This window comes from Rhodoferax lithotrophicus, from assembly GCF_019973615.1.
GTDB lineage: Bacteria > Pseudomonadota > Gammaproteobacteria > Burkholderiales > Burkholderiaceae_C > Rhodoferax > Rhodoferax lithotrophicus.
This window is the reverse complement of the sequence record NZ_AP024238.1, coordinates 3,456,043-3,478,786: the sequence shown is the minus strand read 5'-3', so window position 1 is coordinate 3,478,786 and position 22,744 is coordinate 3,456,043. Positions and strand designations below refer to the sequence as shown.

Below are 22,744 nucleotides of genomic sequence, written 5' to 3'. Positions count from 1 at the left end.
TGGCGCGGTGTTGAGGGGATGCCCATTGTGCCGGATGGCTCCAACGCGGCCTTGCCTTCCCGCCTGCCGCTCATTCCCACCTATAGTTGCTCTCCTCTCATTCTTTGCCTGAACCTATGCCACAACTCCTCAGCCTGCAAACCGCCTGCGCCCGGCACGTCTTGATACAGGGCCGCAAGGTGCTTACCGCCATTCACAAACAAGCCGTGACTGGCTCAGTAGCCGTCCTGCCTTTGGGCCTGCAAGGTGATGAGCAGGCGGATTTGTCGGTGCACGGCGGGCTGGACAAAGCCGTCTATGCCTATCCCACCGAGCATTACGCTTTTTGGCAGCAGGCACGCCAGGAGGCTGGCTTGGCCGACATTGACGCCACTTTGCCCTGGGGCAGCATGGGCGAAAACCTGAGCATTACCGGCTTGCTGGAAGCGCAGGTGTGGGTGGGTGATGTGCTGCAATTTCCCCACTGTGCCTTGCGCGTCACCCAGCCGCGTGAGCCGTGCTACAAGTTCAACGCTGCCATGGGCTTTGCCACCGCCGCTAAATTGATGGCGCAAAACGGCTGCTGCGGGTTTTACCTGGCGGTGGATAAGCCGGGCAGCTTGCAGGCTGGTGAGGCGTTTGAACTGCTGCCGGGCCCACGGCGCTTGGGTATTCCTGAAATGTTCAAGGCCAAGTTGTTCAAACACATGCGTTGAGCTGTGGATGTGTTTCTGCCAATTGCGAGATGCCCAGAAAAAACTGTTTGCTTGGTCTTTATCCTGATGATGCCGCAGGCGAACACGAGCCGCTGCAGTTTGTTTTGTCAGATGAAGAGGCTTTTGGACTGTCGAAGTTTTGTCGGCAAGTGGCGAGCCCGCTTGAAGTCGGGAAACTCCCGTTGGGTGAGGTGAAGCATCAGCTGGTGAGAGACACAGCGGTGAGTGTGATCAGCAACCGTTGCCGTGAGGGTGAGCGCCAGACTTCGCATTTGCTGGCTTCGCGGGCGGTGCTTGAGCTTTTGCTGGCCATGGCGCGTGACCCGAAGGCAGCGATGTTTACGGCTTGCCGTCTTTGGGTGCTGCGGCACCATGTCGAGCTGGCTGGATGCAGTGGGATTCACTTGATCGTTGATTTCTGGCCAGCCTCAAGTGCCTGAATCCAGCCAGGTAGTTGAGTCTTATGAGGTCTTGTGCTACTTGGGTTGCTTGTTTTTGACACGTTGCCAGGCGGTTTTGGCCCAAGGGTGTCCCAGTTCGAGGGCTTGTGTGAAGCTGTCAATGGCACTCGTGTAATCCTTGCGGCGGAACAGGCGGCTGTCTTCTTGGCGTTCGGCTTGGCTACCCGCCTCGTAGGCTGTGCGGGCCTCTGGCGTGATCAATGCCTGTTCTGCGATACGTTGTGCCAGAAGTGTGGCCGGATCAGGCGGGGCCGCAGGTGTTTGTTCGCTGGCGGTGGCTTGCGGTACAGGTGTTGGCGCAGGTGTTGATGCTGGTGCAGCGTTTGCCACCGGTTTCCCGCTGCCATTGAAGGCCAGGGCGTGCGCGGCCAGCGTCAGGAACTCCAGCAGGCTGGCGGGGCGGGGGACAGGGATCAGTTCAAGATGCTGCGCTGTGCGGTGGCAAGCCAGTGTGGCCTGGCGATTGACGATGATTGTGTCCGAACTGGTGATGCCTGCCGCGGTTGTTGCATTTGCGCCTGATGCAGCTCGGCGACCAAGGGCAGAGTCGAGCGGGACTTGCAGCACTTGCCCGTTGCTGTCAAAAGCAAACAAGCCGACATGGCCACCACGGACGGTTATCGGAATTTCACCCTGTGTTGTCAGGTCAAACAGCACCACCCAGTCATCGTAGCGATACTCTGCGGTTTGCCCTTTGACCGCAACACGGGCAAGCAGGCGGCTGCCATCGGCATTGATCTGGCAGGCTTGCAGTTCGGTATGGGTTTCGTGGTTCGATGTGTAAGTCCGGCGGGGTTTGCCGCGCAGCGTCAGGCTGTATTGACGTTGGCCGCTGGCCAGTTTCCAGAGGGATATCTGCGTGAAGTCACCTTCCTGATCGTTGCTGCTCAGGATCATCTGCGGAATGTCCGGGTAGGAGAGCAGTTCTTCACCCTTTTTCATCCTGGCCGAATGCAAAATCTGCTTGCTGGCAGCATCAACGATCAGGAGTTTTCGTTCATCGTCTCTGGCCTTGCCGATCCAGCACATGCCTTGCTCGCGCAGTTCACCTTTTGAGAGCCAAAAAATGGGGGAGGCCAGGCCGTCACTGTTGTTGCTCAGGAAATACGGTGGCGCATTCAGTTGATCGGTCAGGAAGGCGACAAACGGCGAATAAAAGTGGCGTTCGTCGGCCGAGAATTGCCAGCGATATTCAATGCCGAATTTGGTGGGCCATTGCGCCTTGTCAAGATCGCGCTGCTGACTGGCGTGTGGGTCGTGCAGCGCGTGCAGACTCAGGCGCGTGGTCTCGGGCGAGATACGTTGCACGACAGCAAGCCAGGCACCGCTGTCGCTGAGAACACTGGTCAGTAGTTGGCCGGTGAACGGGACTTTGCTGACCAGTGCTTCGTCACCAAGATCGAATTCTGGACTGGGGGTGTGGAGTTGTTGTTGCAGTTCTGTGGCCAGTTCGAGCTGTTGGTCGACAGATGTCGCTTGTTTGAAATCGGCAATGCTTTGTTGCACGCGTGACATGGCTGCGGGCCGCAGGTCATGTAGGCAGGCGGGTATCGCCTGTAAGTTTTGGATCAGTGCGCGAGCTTGGGTTAGCTTTTGTGCCTCGTGTGCCTGGCGTTGCCTTTGCAACGCATGTTGAATGCCGGGGTCGGCAACCAGCAGCGCATCGTCGGCAAGCAGCCGTGCGGCGTGTGGCTCAAGTTCGAGCAGTGTGTTGGTGACATCGCTGGTCGTGGCATCCTGGCTGGTGGCCAGAACACGCAGTAATTGCAGGTGCAACGCAGGTTTTTGGGGCTGCAGTGTGATGGCTTGCCGGATGTGTTGCTGTGCCTCGGCGAGCTTGCTCTGAGCGAAGCAGGCGAGGCTAAGCTGGCCCAGGATCTCGGCCGTTAATGCTGTCAGTGCACTGGTCTCGGCCGGGTGTTGAGCATTGGCACGAGTTTCAATCGAGGCGTAGCGCGCCGCCTGTTCGAGATATTTCTCGGCCTGCGGCAAATCGCAATGACCAGGGCTGTAGAGGTGGATCAGGCCGATGCGTTGGAGGACACGAAAATCGGTCGGCTCGCGTTTTTCGGCTTCCCGAAAGTTGTGCAGGGCGTGTTCATACAGCGTGTCATCGAAGCGTGCATTGGCGTAATGCTTCAGACCCTGCTCGATGTAATACCGCCGTTCCTTCTGGAAATCGGGCACTTGCAGCAGCTCGATCATCGTCTGCGTCTGGGTGTTGCCGATACGCAGTTGATCGATGACCAGTTGCAACCGGCTGTCAATCATCGTCGCGCTGTCGTAGACGGCTTCACTGATGCGCTCGCCCGATTCGGCGATGCTGTCGGCCAGATATTCGGCATTGCTGCGGGCGGCGGCGATCTGCTGTTCGCTGGCATTGGCAATAGCGCTGGCGAGCGTCCCGGTCTGTGATCGGATGGCGAAGTAATTGCTGACCGCCGCGCCAAGCGCGATCAGGTTGTTGGTGCGCACCGACGACAGCAGTTTGTTTTGCGTCCCGAGGAAGGCTTGCCAGTTCTCCGTTGCCTGGGTACTGGCTGGTGGGAAGGGATTCAGTTCGGTCTTCATCACGCCGTGGTGGTTTAAAGAATCGCCAGCACGTTTTCCGGTGGGCGGCCGATGGCGGCTTGATCATTGTTGACGACGATGGGGCGTTCGATCAGGCGCGGGTGGGTGAGCATGGCAGCGATCAGTGTGTCCTGACTTAAAGCCGGGTCGGCAAGATGCAGTTCTTGGTATTCGGCTTCGCCTTGGCGCATGAGCTGGCGGGCATCGCTGAAGCCGAGCTTGTTGAGCAGATCGCGGATGGTCGCCACATCGGGCGGGGTGTCGAGGTAGGCGACGATGGTCGGCGTCATGCCTTTCTCCTGAAGAAGCGCGAGAGTGGCACGCGATTTCGAGCAGCGGGCATTGTGGTAGATGGTGACGGTCATAGGCTGGTGGTTCAGAAAGGTACAGCGGATTGTGGACTGATTTTGTTTTCAGGCTGCGTTTTCTACCACGCACAGAGCCTTGAAGATGAACCTGGTTCCGAGGGTGTGTTACCCAATGTGATGGACAGAAATGGCGGTAGGCCGTTCAAGCCGGGTTGACCCTCCATGAGGTTTGTCCCGGTCGCCCAGGCAGGTGCAACTGTGTGGATGCTGCGGGTGACTCGGCCAGCAGTTGGCCACGCTTGAAGACCTTGAGCCGGGTGGCACGCAGGCGCAGAGCCTCCACCGGGTCGCTGGCTTGCAGCAGACAGAAGTCGGCGTAGCAGCCCACGTTTAATCCGTAGCCTTCCAGCCCCATGACGTGGGCGGCGTTGACGGTGACCGCGTCAAAACACTGGCGCATGGCGGCCTGGCTGGTCATCTGCGCCACGTGTAAGCCCATGTGCGCCACTTCGAGCATGTCACCACTGCCCAGGGAATACCACGGGTCCATCACGCAGTCGTGGCCAAACGCCACGTTGATGCCAGCGGCCAACAGCTCGGGCACACGGGTCATGCCGCGGCGTTTGGGGTAGCTGTCGTGGCGGCCTTGCAGGGTGATGTTGATCAGCGGGTTGGCCACCGCGTGCAACTGCGCTTCGGCCATCAGGGCGATCAGCTTGGAGACGTAATAGTTGTCCATACTGTGCATGGAGGTCAGGTGTGAACCGGTGACGCGGCCTTGCAGCCCGAGGCGCTGGGTCTCAAACGCCAGGGTTTCGACGTGGCGCGACAGTGGATCGTCCGACTCGTCGCAGTGCATGTCCACGCGCAGCCCGCGCTCGGCGGCCAGTTCACACAGCAGCTTGACGCTGGCCGCCCCATCCGCCATGGTGCGCTCGAAATGCGGGATGCCGCCGACCACGTCCACGCCCTTGTCCAGCGCCCGCTTCAGGTTGTCCAGCGCACCGGGCGCACGCAACACGCCGTCTTGCGGAAAGGCCACCAGCTGCAGGTCGATGTACGGGGCCACCTGGCGTTTGACGTGTAACAGCGCGTCCACCGCCAGCAGGCGCGGGTCACACACGTCCACATGGGTGCGAATCGCCAGCAAACCTTTGGCCACCGCCCAGTCGCAATAGGCCAGGGCACGCTCTACCAGCGCTTCCTGGGTCAGCAGCGGCTTGAGTTCTCCCCACAGCGCAATGCCTTCCAGCAGCGTGCCCGACTGGTTGACGCGCGGCAGGCCGTAGCTCAGCGTGGCGTCCATGTGAAAGTGCGGGTCAACAAACGGCGGGCTGAGCAGCTGGCCTTGCGCGTCCAGCGTCTGGTGCGCTGGTGCCTCCAGCCGAGGGGCGATGTCAACAATCTTGCCGTCGCGCACCGCGACCGACATGTCGCTGCGCCCGTCGGGCAGGGTGGCGTTGTGGATGAGCAGGTCGAGCATGGTGGAGTCCTGTTGGTTGCTATTTAAATAGTAGCTTTCTGCGCTTGTTGGATAGGCGCTAGGATCAATATTTTTCCTCGATATCAATTGCGAATTGAACTGGCGGAAGTTTAATGGAACACCTTGGCTGAGTGTGGTTTGACGCTTGAAACATGCAATCCGAACGAAAGACAGGATGTAACTGCACATCCTCAGAAATCCATGACCCTATACTGAATCATGACCTTCCAGAGCCACTTACCTGACCGGCTACAACGCAGCTTCCGAGATACATCAGACGAAGTCGCGAATGCCGTCGAGCAACCGTCTATCCTCTTTCAAATGGGATGGAAAAGCCTCATTGGATGGCGCGAACTGCTCCAATCCCGGCGTGTGCTGATCGTTTCCGAGGCTGGAGCAGGAAAAACCCACGAATGCCGTGCAGAGCAAGCGGCACGATGGGCGGCAGGTGAACCGGCCTTTTACTTTGAACTGGCCGAGCTGTCCCGCAACAACCTGAGCGACCTGCTGGATACCGAAGAGCAATTACGTTTTGACGCTTGGCTTATTTCTCAATCTGACGTTGCCACTGTCTTCCTGGACTCCATTGATGAATTGAAGCTAACACGCGGCTCATTTGAGGGGGCATTGAAGCGCTTCAGCAAAGCAGTCGCTGGACAGCTGGGTAGAGTCAGGATCGTCATCACCACGCGGCCCATTCCAATTGATCGCGCACTGATCAAGAAGCATCTTCCAATCCCCGTGCAAGGAGAAGCTGTTGCGAGTGAAGATGCCTTCGCAGACATCGCGATGAACAGGCCCAGCAAACAGAAAAAGGACTCAGATGATCCGCCTGATTGGCGATATGTCGCGTTGATGCCGTTATCGAATGATCAGATTCGGGAGATGGCTGCAATTCAAGGCGTAACAGATGCTGAAGCATTGCTCAAAGACGTGCACAAGCGCAACGCGGAAGATTTTGCCCGCCGCCCCCAGGATTTGATTGAGCTGTGTGTGGACTGGCGCGACCATCACCGTATACGTACCCATCGCGAGCAGGTCGAATACAACATCACCATCAAACTCAAGCCTCGCACGGATCGAGGAGAAAAAGCCCAGCTTTCGGGTGACAAAGCGGTTGAAGGTGCCAGTCGGCTTGCATTGGCGACACTGCTGACTCGCAAACTTACCCTTAGACACAGCGCCGAGGCAGATCAAGATGGTGAAGCCGGTACAGCCTTGGATGCAGCTGCTATCCTGACCGATTGGACGAAGGATGAACGCGAAACCCTGCTGGAAAGGCCATTGTTTGGTTTTGCCAGCTATGGGCGAGTGCGTTTCCACCACCGATCTGTGATCGAATATCTGGCGGCTCAGCATCTGCACAGCTTGTTGAATTGCGGCATGTCGATCAAGGCCGTCAAACGACTTTTGTTCGCAGAGACCCTGCAAGGCATCAAGGTGGTGAAACCGTCGATGAAGCCCATTGCCGCTTGGCTAGCATTCTTGCAGTCCAGCATCTTTAGCGAAGTTCGTGACCGTGATCCAGATGTTCTGTTTGATCATGCAGACCCGGAGTCGCTGACACCCGATCTGCGCATTGACGCATTACGGGCCTATGTTGAACGTTATGGTCAGGGAAGCTGGCGTGGGATGCATGTGCCGGGGGTGCAAGTACATCGCTTCGCATCCAAGGAACTTGGCCCTGAAGTTTTGCGTCTATGGCATTCTGGAATTGGAAACCCGGAAGTCAGAGCACTTCTCTTGGAAATTGCCGCAGCAGCTTCCATCCCAGACATGGCGGGCATCGCCTATTCCGTTGTCATGCACAAGGACGTGGAAATTGAAGAGCACATGGATGCGCTCAATGTGTTGCTCAAGCTGAACGACTCACGCTTGGATGCCGTGACTCTCTCTATGGCGAACGATCCAGATGTCTGGTCGAACAAACTTCTCAAAAACTTCGTGCCACAGTTGTTTCCCCAACACATTGCCGTGGATCGTTTATGCAGCGTCTTGTCACATATCACGCAAGCACGTCGAAGCGTCGACATGTTGAACCATTTTTGGATTCCGTCCATTGCCGACAGCGACATCGCAGCCGACTATTTGGAGGCCTTGCGCGAAGGGTTGACCCATCTTGTTGAAGACGGCATGGAATGGAAAAGTGAGTGGCGACACATGTTCAGCCCGCGACACCACCTTGTCCCTGCACTTGCTGCAGTTTGTCTTCGCCAAATGAAGGAAGGGGATGCATCTGAAGCAGTCATCTATTCGAGTGTGCTGATACACCGTTTGACACGAAACGATTTCAGCCATGTTGATAAGGAACCCATAGACGAACTGCGCCAAGTATTTGAGCACTCGGCTGCGTCGGTGAGGGAAATGGCATTTTGGGCAGACGATGCTCTTTGTCAAATGCGTGACCCACAAGAAAAGCCGATGGATCGTCTCTATGAGGCAAGCAATCAAGGTTTGATTCGACTGAATCACGGGCAGGATGTCGGTTGGGTGCTGGCAAATCTGTCTGACTCAGAGCGCCCACTGGCGCAGCGATCCATGATGCTTGAAGCCGCAATGCGGAAAACCTGGGATGGGCGGGGTGAGTGGCGCGAGCATGTTTTGAGACTGAAAATACATGTAGCCGATTGCCCCGATCTGATTTCAACCATCGAAGAGAAGTCAATGCCTGTCCCGGTCAATCACGAGTACGCCCGCATGGAGGCGGAGCGTCTAAAAAATGCTGAGCATGCAAAGCGCCGCCAAGCCAAAGACCACGCAAGTTGGGTTTTATTCTGGCGAGAAGTGGCCAATAACCCGGATACTGCTTTCAGTCCTGATCGATCAGGACAAACCGCGTGGAATCTCTGGCAAGCGATGCATCGCTCAGGAAAGGAGGGTCGTTCCTCGGGATGGAACCGGCGCTTTATCGAACAACATTTCAGCAAAGACACTGCAGATCGTTTGCGTATGGCGTTGGTCAGCATCTGGCGTAAAGACTGTCCCACTTTACGCACAGAGAGAACTGACAGCGAGAAAAACACCTTTCTGATTCGTTGGCAACTTGGTCTCGCAGGCATTGCCGCAGAGGCTGAGGACTCCGATTGGGCACGAAAACTGACGCAAGAAGAAGCCAAATTGGCAAGTCGTTATGCCCCGCTGGAGTTAAACGGGTTCCCGTCTTGGCTGGAAAGCCTTGTAGTCGCGCACCCCATGGCGGTTGAGTCTGTTTTGGGCGCTGAACTTACCAATGAACTTGTTGAACGCGGATCAAGCGGCATGTTGTTGCAAGATATTAGGCATGCGACAACACCAATCGTCGCGCTGTTCCTTCCACGGATTCATGCATGGTTTGACGCGAACCACCAGCATCTCCGCGAAAGTACCGATAGTCAGTTGATGGCGGATCGTCTTCATCTGGTAATCAAGATACTGCTGGCCCACGGAGATGAAAAGCAACGCGCACATATCAGCACGGTTGCACAAGAGCAACTTGCCCGGAAGGTTGACACGCGTTTGGTACAGGTGTGGCTTCCAACGCTGATGCAGCTCAACCCCGCTGCAGGAGTCCAGTTTCTTGAACAAAATTTGCAAGACATTGAACCCTCAAAGATGGGGCAAGGTGTGGAATGGATAGGTCTACTGTTCGGTGAACGTTATCACCACACACCTGTTGATCTTGACGCACCGGAATTCACACCATCTTTACTTCTGACGCTCGTTCGTCTGGCATATCACCATGTGTGTCCGTCGGATGATGCTCACCATGAAGGGGCGTATTCACCTGACCTGCGCGATCATGCTGAACGAGGACGCGGCATCTTGTTGAATGCACTTCTGAGTGCCAAGGGTCAGGAAGGCTGGCAAGCGAAGCTTGAAATGGCAAACGACCCGTTGTTCAAGCATTTTCGGGACAGGGCCTTGTTGATCGCCCGGGAGAAGGCAGCAGCAGAAGCCGAAGCTATGGCAATGTCCGAGTCTCAGGTTGTTGCGTTGAACCGCCACGGAGAATCTCCACCGATGACCCGTGAAGACATGTTTGCATTGCTGGTGGATCGCCTTGACGATTTGGATGACCTCTTGCTGCGTGACGATTCGCCCCGTGCGGCTTGGGCTGCCATCACCGATGAGAAAGTCATGCGCCGGGAGATTACACGCGAGTTACGCAATGCTTCCAATAACGCCTACACGGTAGACCAAGAAGGCGTGACTGCCGATGAAAAAGAAACCGACATCCGATTGCGCGCCGTGTCGTCAGACCAACAGGCAGTCATCGAACTCAAGCTCGGTGACAAGAGGCCGGGTCGTGATCTGCGCGACACCATCAAAAACCAGCTGGTGACCAAATACATGGCACCTGAGTCATGCCGATCTGGCTGTTTGCTGGTCACTGTCAACCATAGTCACGGATGGAAGCATCCAGATTCCGGTAAGAGCCTTGACATTGCCGGACTTGCGTCAATGCTGCAGGCTGAGGCACTGAAAGTCACCGCCGAAATGGGTGGCATGGTGCAAATCACAGCGCGAGTCCTTGACTTGCGCCCGCGACTTGCTATAGAAAAGATATCACTGACTGCCAGATGAAAAGCACAAGTTTGGCTTCCGGTAGCTATCTCAATGATCTCCCAGGTCGATCTTTGCTAAGTAAGGGCTACAGGCCATTTTTATCTATTAAAACCTGCCCAATCCGCACATCCTTGTCTGCCCACAACTGGTTCACCCATTGCTGGCAGGTTTCGCGCAAAGCCTGCTCTTTGGGCAATCCATTGGGGTTGGCGGCTTGAGGCACGGGTAAGGTTTTGACTTGAACGATGATGCGCTGCACACGACCCATTAAAAAATGGGTGAAAGTGGGGCGGCCATCCGGGTAGACGATGGTCACGTCCAGTACCGCGCCGAATTTTTCGCCCATGGCCTCCAGTGCCAGCGTCACACCACCGGCTTTGGGTTTGAGCAGGTGACGGTAGGGTGACTTCTGGCGGGCCTGCTTGGCCGGGGTGAAGCGGGTGCCCTCCAGAAAATTCATCACACTGGTGGGTACCAGAGCGTATTTTTCACAGGCAGCACGGGTGGTGGCAGCATCTTTGCCGCGCTCTTCGGGGTGTTGTTGCAAGTAGGCTTCGCTGTGGCGGCGCATGAACGGGAACTCCAGTGCCCACCAGGCCAGGCCCATGATGGGTACCCAGATGAGTTGTTTTTTCAGGAAGAACTTCAGCAACGGTATCCGCCGGTTTAACACATGCTGCAGCACCAGAATGTCGACCCAGCTCTGGTGGTTACACACCACCAGATACCACTGGCGCGGGTTGAGGTTTTGCACGCCGCTAACCTCCCAGTCCAGCTTTTGGGTCAGCCGCATCCAGCCACTGTTGCCGGCAATCCAGGCCTCGGCTATACGCAGCAGCAGCGGGTCGATCCACAGCCGGACTTGCTTGAACGGCAGCAGCAGTTTGATCATGGAGGCGGCGATCAGGATCGGCACCCAAAACAGGATATTGAGCAACATCAGTGTGCTGGCGATCAGGCCCAGCAGGGGTGCAGGTAAAAATGAAAGCATGGGTGGACGTGCCTTTGAAAGGGTCTGGTAACCGATCACCGCATTTTCGGGGATGATTCAGGCATGAACACCACTGACTTACCCGACACCGCAGCCCCAACCGTGGCTCAATCCACCCCATTACATGTGGCTTTGATCGGCTATGGCGGCGCAGGCCGCATTTTTCATGCCCCGTTGATCTCCGGCGTACCAGGCCTGCAACTGGATGCCATTGTCAGCAGCCAAACAGACGCGGTGCAAAAAGACTGGCCCGGTGTGCGCAGTGTGGCCGATGTCCAGGTCGTACTGGACGACCCGATGATTGATCTGGTAGTGATTGCCACCCCCAACGCCAGCCATTTTGGCTTGGCCCAGGCCGCCTTGCAGGCTGGCAAACATGTGGTGGTGGACAAGCCTTGCACCGTCACGCTGGCGGAGACCGAGGCGCTGCTGGCTTTGGCGCAAACCCAGGGCCGGGTGCTCACGGTGTTTCAAAACCGGCGTTTTGACAGTGATTTTCTGGCCTTGCAGCAGGTCATTCAAAGCAGTGCTTTGGGGCGTTTGGTAGAGGTGAATTCGCACTTTGACCGCTATCGCCCCACGGTGCCGGTGCGTTGGCGCGAGCAGAATGTGCCCGGCTCAGGTTTGTGGTTCGATTTGGGGCCGCACCTGCTGGATCAGGCGCTGGTGCTGTTTGGTGCGCCCGATGGCATTCACCTGGATCGTGCCAGCCTGCGTGACGGGGCCCAGGTGAACGATTGGTTTCACGCCGTGCTGCGCTACGACACCCGCCACGCCGGCCTGCGGGTGGTGTTGCATGCCAGCACCTTGGTGGCCGAGTTGGGGCCACGCTGGGCGGTGCATGGGGTCCATGGCAGCTTTACCAAATTTGGTCTGGATGGACAGGAAGATGGGTTGAAGCAGGGTGCACGGCCAGGCATGGTGCCATCAGGTGAATGGGGCCAGGATACCCAGCCGGGTGAGGTTCTGAGCTGGAAAACCATTCCGGGCGTGGCTGCACCGGTGTCTGTCCGAACCCGGGTGGGCGGGGTTGCTGGCAACTATCTGGCTTATTACGCCCAACTGCGTGACCATTTGCAGGGTCGGGCCACACAAGCTTTGGTGACCCCGGATCAGGTGCTTGCCGTCATGCAATGGTTGACGTTGGGCGAGCAAAGTGCCCTGGAAGGGCGCTGGCTGTCGGCTTGACGGTCAGGTGTTGTGAGACAGGATGTAGGGCAGTGTGATAAAGGCCACCACGTAGACCGACATATAAGTGCCGAGCACGATGGCCAGGTACTTCTCGACAAAGTCTTTCAGATCTGGGTTCATACTTGCCTTTCAAATGGATGAGTTGGAACACCTGCACATCATGCGGTCGCCAACAGAAACGCACACCTCTTATTACCCAACGTGACCTGTGATACAGGCTGGTAACAACTGTAGGGACATTCGTTTGTCAACACTGCCAGTAGGGTCGGGGCGTGTGGAGCAGTACCCCTGCTGGCCGTCCAAAATAAGCCAAAACCTTACACTCGGCGCTCTTTTACACCGTGTGAGTGCTGATGAACGCCCCTGTTGATGTCTCTTTTTTTCCGCGCCACGCCAAACCCCTGAGCAGTTACCGCAAGTTCTGGGCGGCGCGTTTTGGCACGGCCCCGTTTCTGCCGATGAGTCGTGCCGAAATGGACAAACTCGGCTGGGACAGCTGCGACGTGATCATCGTCACCGGTGATGCCTATGTGGATCACCCCAGCTTTGGCATGGCGGTGATTGGCCGCATGCTCGAAGCCCAGGGCTTTCGTGTGGGCATCATCGCCCAGCCCGATTGGCAAAGCGCCGAGCCCTTCAAAGCCCTGGGCAAACCCAACCTGTTCTGGGGTGTGACGGCGGGCAACATGGACAGCATGATCAACCGCTACACGGCAGACCGCAAAATTCGCACCGACGATGCTTACACCCCTGGTGATGTGGGCGGCAAGCGGCCCGACCGTGCGGCCATTGTCTACAGCCAGCGCTGCCGCGAGGCCTTCAAGGACGTGCCGATTGTGCTGGGTGGCATCGAAGGCAGCTTGCGCCGTATTGCTCATTACGATTACTGGAGCGACAAGGTGCGCCGCAGCATCGTGGTCGATGCCAAGTGTGACTTGCTGCTGTACGGCAATGCCGAACGCGCCATTGTGGAAATTGCCCACCGGCTGAGTCGACGTGAACCCATCGAGCAGATCACCGATGTGCGTGGCACTGCCTTTGTGCGCCGTTCGGATGATGCCACCCGCCTGGGCTGGTTTGAGATGGATTCCACCACGGTAGACGAGCCCGGCCAGGTGGAGCCACACCTCAACCCCTACCAAACCACTTCCGAGCAAGCGCTGGCGCAGGGCAGTACTTGCGCCAAAGAAGAGGCGGCGCAGGGGGATGTGCAAAGTACTATAAAAAATATAGCTTCTTACGCAAGTAATACGGGCGCTACAGACCAAAAAAGAATTCAAACTGGGGGTGACGCAAGTGTTTACCCCCTCACGTTCATGCACAACCCGGCCTTGCCCCAGCGTGCAGGCAAGCAGGTGTTGCCCCCACGCGCACGCACGGTGATCCGCCTGCCCAGTTATGAGCAGGTGAAATCGGATGTGGTGCTGTATGCCCATGCCAACCGCGTGCTGCACCTGGAAACCAACCCCGGCAACGCCCGTGCCTTGGTGCAGGCGCACGGGGACGGCGCAACCGCCCGTGACGTGTGGCTCAACCCGCCGCCGATTCCGCTGACCACCGCTGAAATGGACCAGGTGTTTGACCTGCCTTACGCCCGTGCCCCGCACCCGGCGTATGCCGATGAGAACGGCAGCCATGACCACGCCACCAAAATCCCGGCCTGGGAGATGATCCGTTTTTCCATCAACATCATGCGTGGCTGTTTTGGTGGCTGCACTTTTTGCAGCATCACCGAGCATGAAGGGCGCATCATCCAGAGCCGCTCGGAAGACTCGATCATCAAAGAGATTGAAGATGTGCGCGACAAGGTCAAGGGTTTTACCGGCACCATTTCGGACCTGGGCGGGCCGACGGCCAATATGTACCGACTGGGTTGTAAAAGCCCCGAAATTGAGGCGGCTTGCCGCAAACCCAGCTGTGTTTACCCCGGTATTTGCCAGAACCTGGGCACCAACCATGATCCGTTGATCCAGATTTACAAGCGGGGTCGGGCGCTCAAAGGTATCAAAAAAATCCTGATCGGCTCCGGCGTGCGCTACGACCTGGCGGTGCAAAGTCCCGAGTACGTGAAAGAGCTGGTGCAGCACCATGTGGGGGGCTACCTGAAGATTGCGCCAGAGCACACCGAGCAAGGCCCGCTGTCCAAGATGATGAAGCCCGGCATTGGCACCTATGACAAGTTCAAGCTGTTGTTTGACAAATTTAATGCCGAGGCCGGTAAAAAGCAGTTTCTGATTCCCTACTTCATCGCCGCGCACCCCGGCACCACCGATGAAGACATGATGAATCTGGCGATCTGGCTGAAGAAAAACGGCTTTCGGGCTGACCAGGTGCAAACCTTCTACCCGAGCCCGATGGCCACCGCCACCGCCATGTACCACACCGATCTGAACCCGCTCAAAGGCATTCACCGCGACGAGCGGGCTGAAGCGGTGGACGTAGTGCGTGGTGAAAAACGCCGCCGTTTGCACAAGGCTTTTTTGCGCTACCACGACCCCAACAACTGGCCGCTGCTGCGTGAGGCACTCAAGGCCATGGGGCGGGCCGATTTGATCGGCAATGGCAAACACCACCTGATTCCGAGCTTCCAGCCGGTGACGGATGGCAGTTACACCAGTGCGCGGCGGAAAAACTCCAGTCCAGGGGTGGTCAAGGCGGTGCAAACACCCAAACCGGGCCAGTTGTTGACCCAGCACAGTGGTTTGCCACCACGCGCCACCGGCAGCAAGGCTCCGCCCAAAAACTTCAACAATCACCGGCCACGCTGAGGTTTTGTCACACGCCGGTTTCCGGCTGTTGTGGGGATGCTGGGGGCGTGGTGAATCACGTTGAGCCCGCTGGAGCGCGTTGCAGCCGGATGTTGGCGCACAGGCCACCGCTGTTGGCGTTGCTTAATTCCAGTTTTCCCCCCATGCGTGAGACCGTTTTCTCCACAATGGACAAGCCCAACCCGGTGCCATTGGCCGAGGTGCGTGCCGCTTCACCCCGGAAAAAGGGGGTGGTGAGTTGTTTGAGCTGATCGGCGGCCACGCCCTGGCCATGGTCGCGCAGGCGCAGTAGTACCTGCTTATCCAGACCACGCGCTGAGATTTCAATGTCAGCCATGCCGGTGTCCATACTTTTGCCATAGCGGGCAGCGTTTTCCAGCAGGTTGGTGATGATGCGCTGCAGTTCCACCTCGTCGGCCATCACCAGCAAACGGTCCTCCATCGCAACCTTGAAGGCAATATCGGGACGCTTTTTCAGGCTGAGCAAGCAGGTTTCTACCGTTTTGTTCAGCGACACCGCTGTCAACTCCATGTTGCCTGGACGGGCGTAGTCGAGGAACTTGCCAATGATGGCATCCAGCTGGGCAATGTCACTCGCCATGTTTTCGCGGGCATGGATATCTGTCACGCTGAGCTCGGTTTCCAGCCGCAGGCGTGCCAAGGGTGTGCGCAAGTCGTGGGAAATGCCTGCCAGCATCACGGCGCGTTCCTGCTCGATCATGGCCAGCTTCTGGGTCATTCGGTTAAAACCCACGTTGACCTCGCGGATCTCACTGGTGGCAACCGATTCGTCCAGCTCGCTGGCTTCAAAGTCACCCTCACGGACCCGGCTGGCGGCAAAGGACAGGTCTTTCAAGGGTCGGTTGATCAAGCGTGCAATCCAGGCGGCTCCGGCCAGTGACAAGGCTGCGGCCGTGGTGAGCCAGATCAACCAGGTTTTACCCGCCGGTGTATCGAACCGTTCCAGGTTGGTTTGCAGCCAGAAGAGATCCTTGTCGATGGTGAAACCAATCCATAAGCCATCCTTGCCATTGACCCGGCCTGCCACCATCGTACCCGGCCCCAGGCGCTGGGTCAGTTCCTCAGAGATGAAGCGGTTGAGCTCGCCATTTTCCATGGGCTCAATCAGGTCTTTGGGTTCGCGCGGAACAATCACCACGTGCTCTTCATCGCGCATGGTTTTGAACAGGGACACCCGGGTGATGGCATCGGTGTACATCACCGCAGCGCGGCTGAGGTTGACCAGCGAGGCGATCTGGCGTGCCGTTTGTATGGCACGGGGTTCGGATTCAAGCTCCCGCAGGGTTTGTGTCCAGGCGAACACGCTGCCCACCAGCAGCAGTGACAGCAACACAAATGTGCGCCAGAAAAGGCTTAAACCGGCGGTGCGTGAAGGTTTGCTTTCTTCTTCCGGCGGGTAAGGCAGGAAGGCCAATTTAGGCGTTGCCATCAGGCACAAAGACGTAGCCGACACCCCAGACGGTCTGGATGTAGCGGGGGGAGGTGGCATCGTCTTCAATCAGCTTGCGCAGGCGCGATACCTGCACGTCCAGGCTGCGGTCAAACGGCTCGAATTCACGTCCACGGGCCAGTTGGGCCAGTTTTTCGCGTGACAAGGGTTGGCGCGGGTGGCGTACCAAGGCCTTGAGCATGGCAAATTCACCGGTGGTCAGGGTGAGTTCTTCGTCATTTTTAAGCAGAATACGTGCCCCCATGTCAAAGCTGAACGGGCCAAAGGTGATGGTTTCATTTTCTGCCGAGGGGGATCCTGGTGCTTCGACCGGTGGACGACGGCGTAGCACGGCGTGGATACGGGCCAGCAGCTCGCGTGGGTTAAAGGGTTTGCACAGGTAATCGTCGGCCCCCACTTCGAGTCCAACAATGCGGTCAATGTCCTCGCCTTTGGCGGTGAGCATGATGATCGGGGTGTGGTTGTTGGCTGCCCGTAGTCGTCGGCAAATGGACAGGCCGTCTTCGCCCGGCATCATCAAATCCAGCACGATCAGGTCGACGGGTTCGCGCGTCAGTACCCGCGTGAGGGATTTGCCGTCCTCGGCCTGCAGCACCTCGAAACCTTCCTGGGTGAGATAGCGGCGCAGCAGGTCACGGATGCGTGCGTCGTCATCGGTCACCAGAATTTTGTCAACGCGATCAGGGTTTACGGTCATACTAAGATCCAAATCAATTTGTAACAGCGCGATTTTGCGTGGTTCAATGTTGCAAGTGAGCACTTTTTAAGTGGCTTTCACATGTTGTTACAAATTCGTGAAGATCATTAAGCTTGCAGGCCGACATCTCAAACCATGAAGATCACTACAACTTGTAGAGCTATGGGCGCTTTATGGATAAGCGCTACAGGTGTTTTTTATCAAAATGTTCAAGCTGCCTGAATGACCCGCTGCAGTTGAATTAAAGTTCCAAGACCACGTATCTATCTTTGCCATGCCTGATTTCTCACCACTCTCCACCCTCAAACGCATGGCCAGTGGTGCCCAATTGGCCGCACCGGGTACCTTGGGCCGGTTCGAGCTTCGGCGCTTGCTGGGTCAAGGGGCGCAATCCAAAGTCTGGCTGGCTTTTGATCCCCGGTTGGAGCGTGAGGTGGCCATCAAGCTGATGAAACCGATGCGCGCGTCAGATACCTCAGGCCTGGAGCAGTGGCTGTCCGAGGCGCGCACCGTGAGCCGTCTGACACACCCCAACATCGTGCCGGTATTCGAGGCGGATGTCCAAGACCAGCAGCCCTTTCTGGTGTTTGAATATGTAGCCGGACAGACCCTGGCGCAGTTGCTGGCCAGCCAGGGGGCGCTGCCTGTCACGCAGGCGGTGGCCCTGATGGTGGATGTGCTGGGGGCACTGGTGGCAGCCCATGCCGCAGGGGTGGTGCACCGTGACCTGAAACCGTCGAATGTCATGCTGGATGCCAGTGGGCGCGCACGGGTGATGGACTTTGGTATTGCCCAGCGCATCAGCGCAGACCCGTCCAGCACCGGTGCGGGTATGGCTGGCACACCTGCTTACATGGCCCCGGAGGCTGCGCGGGGGGCTCCCGTGTCGCCCTCGATGGATGTCTTTTCCGCAGGGTTGATGCTGGCTGAATTGTTATGGGGCAAGCCCTTGCAGCCAGAGCAGGATGCTTATCGGGCTATTTACCGTGCCGCCTTCCAAAACCTGGAACTGCCAGCGGCCTTGTTTGATCGGCTCGATGATGAGTTGAAGGCGGTGGTCTTGCGTGCCTTGAATTCCAAAGCCGAGCAGCGTTATCCCTCCAGTGAGGTTTTTTTGGCAGCCTTGCAAGCTTGGCAGTCTCACCTGGCTGCGGCCACGCCTGCGGAGGCCTCGGCAGGCAACAACAGCACGCTGGAGTTTTTGTTGCGCCGTATGCGCAACAAGACCGATTTTCCGGCCCTGTCGGAGTCGGTGGTGCGTATCCAGAGCATGGCCACGTCAGAGAAAGAAAGCATCAGCAGCATCACCAATGAAATACTGAAAGATGTGGCTCTGACCAACAAGCTGCTGCGGTTGGTCAACAGTGCCCATTACGCCCGGGGCAACAGCATTGGCACGGTGTCACGCGCCGTGCAACTGGTGGGTTTCAACGGCATACGCAACATGGCGCTCAGCCTGGTGCTGCTGGAGCACATGCAAGACAAAACCAGTGCCCATTTGCTTCGAGAGGAGTTTTTGCGGGGGCTGATGGCTGGCTCCATTGCTGCCGAACTGGCCACCACCAGCGATGAAGGGGAAGAGGCCTTTATTGGCGCGTTGTTTCAAAATCTGGGGCGCATGCTGACGCAGTTTTATTTTCCGGAGGAAGCGGCGGGTATCCGCGCCCTAGTACATGCCCCGCACCATGCGGTCAGTGAAGAAGCCGCGTCCATCCGCGTCTTGGGCATGAGTTTTGAGGCTTTGGGCATGGGTGTGGCCCGCTCCTGGGGGTTGCCTGAAAGTATTCAGCGTTGTATTCAGCTTCCGGCAGGTGATCCTCCCAGCCGTGTGCCGACCGAGGCACTCAGCCGCTTGCGCTGGGCGGCGCGTGCGGCCAATGACATGGCCGATGGCATGATGCACGCCGACCCGGAGCATGTGCAACTGGTTTTGGATGCGGCCGCAAAAAAATTCAACAAGGCGCTGGGCATGTCGGTCAGTCAGGTAAAGGCTGCCACCACCACGGCACGCAGAAAACTGGTTGATTTGGCCGATGCCATGGATTTGCGGGTGCGCAAAAATTCGCCTGCAGCACATCTGCTCATCAATCCCCCCGAAGACGATGAGTTGCATGTGGAGTACACCCAGCGCGATCATGACGCACTGTTTTCCAGTGAATTGCAGGCCACCGAAGTCGCGCGAGCGCCCGTGCGCCACTCGGCTCATTCAGAAGCCAAGCAAGCGGTTGACCAAGTTGCACAAACCTTGACGGCAGGTGTTCAGGACATTACCAATGCCATGGTGGAGGAGTTCAAGCTCAGCGATGTCGTGCGCATGATTTTGGAGGCCATGTTCCGGGCGCTGGCGTTTCACCGCATCATTTTCTGCATGCGCGACCCCAAAACAGACACCCTCACGGGGCGTTTTGGCTTGGGGGCCGGGGTGGAAGGTGTGGTCAAGTCATTTTGTGTACCCCTCAGCGGTGTCACGGTGCCCGATTTGTTTGCCACCATCTGCGCCAAGGGGGCGGATACCCTGATTTCGGATGCCCGCGACCCACGCCTGGCCAGTCGCTTGCCATCGTGGTATATCAAGTTTTTTAATGCCCCGACTTTTCTGATTCTGCCTTTGGTGCTCAAAGGCCGACCTTTTGGCTTGATCTATGCAGACATGGCAGAAATTGGTGGTTTGAAGCTGGGTGAAAAAGAACTCGCGCTGCTGCGTACTTTGCGTAATCAGGCGGTCATGGCGTTTCGGCAATCCCAGTCTTCTTGAGGTGTGGATGGGTGGTCAGGCAGGTTGTTCTGGCTGAATTAAAAAATAAGAAAAATTGGTCTGTACAGCTTATGAATAAAGCGCAAGTAGCTCCTGAAAATATAGTAAACGGTTTGCTGCTTGCAACGCTGGGTGCGGTGGCCTTCAGCGGCAAAGCGATCATCGTCAAGCTGGCTTACCGCTACGGGGTGGATGCGGTCACGCTCATCATGTACCGCATGCTGTTTGCGCTGCCCATTTTTGCCCTGATGGCCTGGTGGTCCAGCCGGGGCAAACCCGCGCTGACCCGGCATGATGGATGGGGCATCTTGGGTCTGGGTTTTACGGGCTATTACCTGGCCAGTTATCTGGATTTTGCCGGGTTGGCCCACATCAGTGCCTCTCTGGAGCGACTGATTTTGTACCTCAATCCCACGCTGGTGTTGCTGCTTGGGCTGGTGTTGTACCAACGCCGTATCAGTCGTCGCCAGGCGTTCGGCATGGGCATCAGTTATGCCGGCGTGATTCTGGTGTTTGGCCATGAGATCAAGCTGGAAGGGGCCAACGCGGCTTGGGGTGCTTTTCTGGTTTTTGGCAGTGCAGTAAGCTACGCGCTCTACCTCAGTTTCAGTGGTGAACTGGTCAAACGTCTGGGTTCCTTGCGGCTGGTCGGGCTGGCGACCACGGTGGCTTGTGTGCTGTGTATTGGCCAGTTTGTGGTGTTGCGGCCAATGAGTGCTGCCATGGTGGCTCCAGAGGTGCTCTGGCTGTCTGTGTTGAATGCCACACTGTGCACTGCCGCACCCGTGTTGATGGTGATGATGGCCATTGAGCGTATTGGCGCTGGTTTGGTTGCACAAACCGGTATGGTTGGCCCGATGTCCACCATTTTGATGGGCATACTTCTGCTGGGTGAGCCGTTCACCGTTTGGGTGGCCGCCGGTACGGTGCTGGTGGTTGCGGGTATTTTTGTGTTTAGCAGCCGCGCTCGGCCTGTGGCGGTGCGGTCTGTTCAGTCAGGTCGTGAGCAGGCAGGGGGCTGACCTGCCAGGAGATTGCTAAACTGGCCAAGACCCATGGACAGATTTTTGTCATCCAATTCATTGGGTGCTGTCCATGATGACCAACTCATGGCCGGTTTTGACTTCAAACTGTCCCCCATTTTTGGATTTAAAACCTATGACTGAGCAAAGGCGGACGATGGTGTTTTCCACTTTTCCTTCCCTGTTATGGCGCTCACTGCATCAGCTTGGCGGGCGTGTATGGGTGGTGGCTTGGGTGGTATTGGGCTGGCCTCTGGTGGCGGTGTCCAGCCCGCTATGCAGCCCAGACGCATCGGGCTTGCCTGGTGCGGCCCGGACGGTCAACCAATCGGTCTATGTGTTGGGCGACTCGATCAGTTACGGTTTGTCGCGGGCGGGTTTGGCGACCCGGTTAAGTGAGCGTTTTGGTAGCCAGGTTCTTATCAGCTTTGACGTAGGGCGATCCATCACCGCGCCAGGTATTCAGATCAAACAAAGTGCGCTGCAAAGCGTGGCGCAAGACCACGCCTTTATTGCCAAGGCTGACACCGTGATTGTGGTGCTGGGCACCAACCAGTTGGAGACATCTTTTGCCAACAGTCAACAAGTGCTGATGTGGCAGCTCAAGGCACTGGCACCGGATGCGCGTTATTTCTGGGTCGATATCGGGGCCACTCTGGCCAACCAGGTGGACGGCTGGAACGCCCGCAACCGGGTGATTTATGACAACGCAGCCTTTTTGGGCTACTAGGTGATCAGTCGCTATAAAGCCATTTTTGGGTCACAAGCCGATCCATTCAACATCACTCCGGGTCGCAATTTTCCCAATATGCTGACCGAGCTCGGGTATGGTGCGGAAGGCAATTTGCATGGTGCAGATGATGTATTGGCCCAGGCGGTGGTTAACGCGCTGGCCGAGCCGGTTGTGGCGCACCCGGCCAGCCCGGTGGCGGCTGGTGTGGCTTGCAAAGCCAGTTCATGAACCCTTTTGACTGAAGGAACAGGTGTATGGATTTGGGTATTACCGGTAAATGGGCTTTGGTGTGTGGTGCCAGCAAAGGTTTGGGTCTGGGCTGCGCCAAAGCCTTGGTGGCTGAAGGTGTGAACGTGCTGATGGTGGCGCGTGGTGAGCAAGCATTGGCATTGGCTGCTGCAAAATTGAGAGCTACTTACGAAGACATCACGGGCGCTAAAGTGCAATTTATTGCTCAAGATATTACGTCCACCGCCGGACGGGAGGCGGTGTGGGCCCAGCGCACCGACTTTGACATTCTGGTTACCAACGCCGGTGGCCCGCCTACCGGGGATTTCCGCAACTTTGGACGTGACGACTGGATAGCCGCCGTGGATGCCAACATGCTCACCCCCATTGAGTTGATCAAGGCCACGGTCGATGGCATGGCGGCGCGTGGCTTTGGGCGGGTGGTCAACATCACCTCCAGTGCCGTGAAAGCACCGATTGACGCACTGGCTTTGTCCAATGGCGCACGCAGTGGTTTGACCGGGTTTGTCGCTGGACTGGCACGCACCGGCCTGGCTGCCAGAGGTGTCACCCTGAATAACTTGTTACCCGGCGCGTTTGATACGCAGCGGTTGCAAGCGGTATTTCAAGGTGTGGCTGCCAAAACCGGGCAAACGGTGGAGGTGGTGGCTGCTGCGCGATGCAACACCATTCCGGCCAAGCGGTTTGGAACACCCGAGGAGTTTGGTGCCATCTGTGCTTTTTTGTGCAGCCAGCAGGCGGGTTACATCACCGGGCAAAATATTCTGGCTGATGGCGGTGCTTTTTCAGGTACGTTTTAATTTT

The 22,744-nt window shown here is 57.2% G+C and carries 16 protein-coding genes; 10 read left to right on the top strand and 6 right to left on the bottom strand.

The genetic code is table 11. The features are described 5' to 3' along the window. Positions 1-116 precede the first annotated feature (116 nt). Both LDN84_RS16030 and LDN84_RS16025 read left to right on the top strand, forming a co-directional pair. On the top strand, positions 117-695 hold the full coding sequence (locus LDN84_RS16030; protein WP_223904436.1) for an MOSC domain-containing protein: 579 nt from the start codon (positions 117-119) through the stop codon (positions 693-695). Between the two features lie 47 nt (positions 696-742). Beyond that, positions 743-1,135, top strand: a complete 393-nt coding sequence (locus LDN84_RS16025; RefSeq protein WP_223904435.1) for a hypothetical protein — start codon at positions 743-745, stop codon at positions 1,133-1,135. Between the two features lie 36 nt (positions 1,136-1,171). Here the strand turns inward: LDN84_RS16025 and LDN84_RS16020 are convergent, their stop codons facing one another. The 3 genes from LDN84_RS16020 to LDN84_RS16010 form a co-directional block, all read right to left on the bottom strand. Continuing rightward, a complete protein-coding gene (locus LDN84_RS16020) occupies positions 1,172-3,727 on the bottom strand; it encodes a tetratricopeptide repeat protein (RefSeq protein WP_223904434.1) in 2,556 nt (851 codons plus the stop codon). Positions 3,728-3,741: 14 nt separating this feature from the next. After that, on the bottom strand, positions 3,742-4,092 hold the full coding sequence (gene arsC / locus LDN84_RS16015) for an arsenate reductase (glutaredoxin) (RefSeq protein WP_223904433.1): 351 nt from the start codon (positions 4,090-4,092) through the stop codon (positions 3,742-3,744). Positions 4,093-4,237: 145 nt separating this feature from the next. Further along, entirely contained in the window at positions 4,238-5,518 is a 1,281-nt protein-coding gene (locus LDN84_RS16010) for an amidohydrolase family protein (protein WP_223904432.1), read from the bottom strand. Positions 5,519-5,737: 219 nt separating this feature from the next. Here LDN84_RS16010 and hyoA point away from each other — a divergent pair, with 219 nt between their 5' ends. Further along, positions 5,738-10,081 carry an NACHT domain-containing antiphage protein HyoA gene (gene hyoA / locus LDN84_RS16005; RefSeq protein WP_223904431.1) on the top strand — a complete coding sequence of 1,448 codons (4,344 nt, stop codon included), beginning with the start codon at positions 5,738-5,740 and terminating at the stop codon, positions 10,079-10,081. 67 nt (positions 10,082-10,148) lie between these two features. On the opposite strand, the gene yihG is transcribed toward hyoA, so the two are convergent. Beyond that, a complete protein-coding gene (yihG, locus tag LDN84_RS16000) occupies positions 10,149-11,054 on the bottom strand; it encodes a 1-acylglycerol-3-phosphate O-acyltransferase, YihG family (protein ID WP_223904430.1) in 906 nt (301 codons plus the stop codon). Positions 11,055-11,117: 63 nt separating this feature from the next. Here yihG and LDN84_RS15995 point away from each other — a divergent pair, with 63 nt between their 5' ends. Together LDN84_RS15995 and LDN84_RS15990 are read left to right on the top strand one after the other, a co-directional pair. Further along, positions 11,118-12,242, top strand: a complete 1,125-nt coding sequence (locus LDN84_RS15995; protein ID WP_223904429.1) for an oxidoreductase — start codon at positions 11,118-11,120, stop codon at positions 12,240-12,242. A 356-nt stretch (positions 12,243-12,598) separates the two neighbouring features. After that, a complete protein-coding gene (locus tag LDN84_RS15990) occupies positions 12,599-15,013 on the top strand; it encodes a YgiQ family radical SAM protein (RefSeq protein WP_223904428.1) in 2,415 nt (804 codons plus the stop codon). A gap of 55 nt (positions 15,014-15,068) precedes the next feature. Here LDN84_RS15990 and LDN84_RS15985 read toward each other — a convergent pair whose 3' ends face one another. Beyond that, on the bottom strand, positions 15,069-16,463 hold the full coding sequence (locus tag LDN84_RS15985; protein WP_223904427.1) for a sensor histidine kinase family protein: 1,395 nt from the start codon (positions 16,461-16,463) through the stop codon (positions 15,069-15,071). After that, positions 16,450-17,181, bottom strand: coding sequence for an osmolarity response regulator transcription factor OmpR (gene ompR / locus LDN84_RS15980; protein ID WP_223904426.1), 732 nt, complete (start codon positions 17,179-17,181; stop codon positions 16,450-16,452). The genes LDN84_RS15985 and ompR overlap by 14 nt, the downstream gene beginning before the upstream one ends. 274 nt (positions 17,182-17,455) lie before the next feature. Between ompR and LDN84_RS15975 the strand changes: the two genes are divergently transcribed. The 5 genes from LDN84_RS15975 (at position 17,456) to LDN84_RS15955 (ending at position 22,740) form a co-directional block, all read left to right on the top strand. Next, entirely contained in the window at positions 17,456-19,936 is a 2,481-nt protein-coding gene (locus LDN84_RS15975) for a serine/threonine protein kinase (protein WP_223904425.1), read from the top strand. A 71-nt stretch (positions 19,937-20,007) separates the two neighbouring features. Next, on the top strand, positions 20,008-20,958 hold the full coding sequence (locus LDN84_RS15970) for a DMT family transporter (protein ID WP_223904424.1): 951 nt from the start codon (positions 20,008-20,010) through the stop codon (positions 20,956-20,958). Positions 20,959-21,094: 136 nt separating this feature from the next. Then, complete coding sequence (locus LDN84_RS15965; protein ID WP_223904423.1) at positions 21,095-21,688, top strand: SGNH/GDSL hydrolase family protein; 594 nt, start codon at positions 21,095-21,097, stop codon at positions 21,686-21,688. Then, complete coding sequence (locus tag LDN84_RS15960; protein ID WP_223904422.1) at positions 21,689-21,919, top strand: hypothetical protein; 231 nt, start codon at positions 21,689-21,691, stop codon at positions 21,917-21,919. A 26-nt stretch (positions 21,920-21,945) separates the two neighbouring features. Further along, positions 21,946-22,740 carry an SDR family oxidoreductase gene (locus LDN84_RS15955; protein WP_223904421.1) on the top strand — a complete coding sequence of 265 codons (795 nt, stop codon included), beginning with the start codon at positions 21,946-21,948 and terminating at the stop codon, positions 22,738-22,740. The last annotated feature ends 4 nt before the right edge of the window (positions 22,741-22,744 follow it).